General features: G+C 45.6%; 2 protein-coding genes. One reads left to right on the top strand and one right to left on the bottom strand.

From position 1 onward, the window contains the following. Nucleotides 1-82: 82 nt before the first annotated feature. Nucleotides 83-334, bottom strand: coding sequence for an NGO1151 family protein (locus ACTHUE_RS18760; RefSeq protein WP_003680526.1), 252 nt, complete (start codon nucleotides 332-334; stop codon nucleotides 83-85). Between the two features lie 158 nt (nucleotides 335-492). Between ACTHUE_RS18760 and ACTHUE_RS18755 the strand changes: the two genes are divergently transcribed. Then, nucleotides 493-1,293 (top strand): hypothetical protein, encoded by an 801-nt coding sequence (locus ACTHUE_RS18755; protein WP_070461636.1) that lies wholly within the window; start codon nucleotides 493-495, stop codon nucleotides 1,291-1,293. The last annotated feature ends 193 nt before the right edge of the window (nucleotides 1,294-1,486 follow it).

Below are 1,486 nucleotides of genomic sequence, written 5' to 3'. Positions count from 1 at the left end.
GTTCATGATATGTGCTTTCTTAATAAAATGTTAACGGATAAAATCTTAGTTTAGCATAATTTTGTGAACAAACTAGCCGAAATCAGTGGTCTTTTTCTCGGAAAAATGCGTAGGTTACGTCATGGAAGAGGTCGGTGTGCGGACTGTCTTCATAGCTCAATTCCGCCAACGCGTCTTCAAAGGCAAGCTGGATGGATTCTACGGCATCGTTGGCCATGTCGGAGGGCAGGGAGCGGATGAGGCCTTTGAGTGCGGTGGCGAGGACGTGGTTTTGCATACGCAAAGCGTCGTTGGCCTCTTCCAGATATTCGAGGCGTTGTTCGATGCTGCTCATGATGTATCCTTGAGTTAAATAAAATAGTGATTATATAGCGAATTAATATTAAAATGTGACGCTTGCGCCGGCTTGCCGGATATGTCCAACCATTGGCCGTATTTCAAGTAATTTTAGGTTTGAAATACGGTTCACAATAAAAATGAAAAAACGAGATTATGGAAAACAACCGTCTTGACCCCACAGCCCTCGAGGAAGAAGACCTGAATTGGGAAAAACGCCTGGAAAGATTGCGTCAGGCACGACAATTCAATACTGAGCCGACTCATGCGCCATTGGTCAAAAAATCGGACGACGCTGTCGATGTTGCGCCCAAAACCGCGCCTAAAAAAGAATATAAACTGGATGCTGACAATCGTGAAAAAGTATTGGAAGAGTATTTGTACCGCTGGCAGTTGGAACACAATACTGCCCTTGCCGACGAGGGCGAGGCAGTGGAAACCGATGCAATGGTGGTTTTGCAGGATAACTGGTTGAGCGCGCAATCGGCATTGCAGGCTGCGGCTTCAGAGCGTCATATCGAATCAACGCGCACCGTCAGACTGAATCCGAAATCAGGTGCCGTAGATTTTGATGCGCCTGAAGTGGAAGAAACTGAAAAACCGGAAAATGATGATGCGGAAGTGGCTGAAGAGGCGGTTTCAGACGGCCTTGAAAAAGAACCGGCCATTAATGTCCATATCAATGTATTGAACCCGCAAGCGATTGGCCGTCGGGAGGTATTCTGCGTTTCTGAAAAAGATTTGACCGAGCGTCTGATTAAGCGTTTACGCCCCCATGTGGCCGATGCGGTCAATGGCATGATTCGGATTGCCGTGCAAAAACAAATGGCCTTGTTCACTTACCAGTTGCAGCAAATGCTGAACGAGCAGGCTCCGGGCTTGGTGGAAGATGTGTTGGAACACAACGTCAAACGTATTTTGGACGATATGAAGACCGAAATGAAATACCGCCGTTGAGTATCTGGGCTGTCTGAAAAGCTTCAGACGGCCTTCGGCGTAAATTTCCCTTAAAATTTTACGAAGCGTGTATAATAGCGGCTCACGTTTTCGTGATAAATATCCTTTCTAAATAGTTGATATGCCCGATGCAGAATCGGGCATTTTTTTTGAGATTGTTATGAATAAAAATAAAATCATTGTATTGCTGATT

The organism is Neisseria sp. P0021.S005 (assembly GCF_051956955.1).
This window is presented reverse-complemented; position numbering and strand designations above follow the sequence as displayed.

What these genes read in the sequence shown, in the direction of transcription:
- ACTHUE_RS18760 (WP_003680526.1), bottom strand. Translation starts at nt 334, where the DNA reads ATGAGCAGCATCGAACAACGCCTCGAATATCTGGAAGAGGCCAACGAC.
- ACTHUE_RS18755 (WP_070461636.1), top strand. Translation starts at nt 493, where the DNA reads ATGGAAAACAACCGTCTTGACCCCACAGCCCTCGAGGAAGAAGACCTG.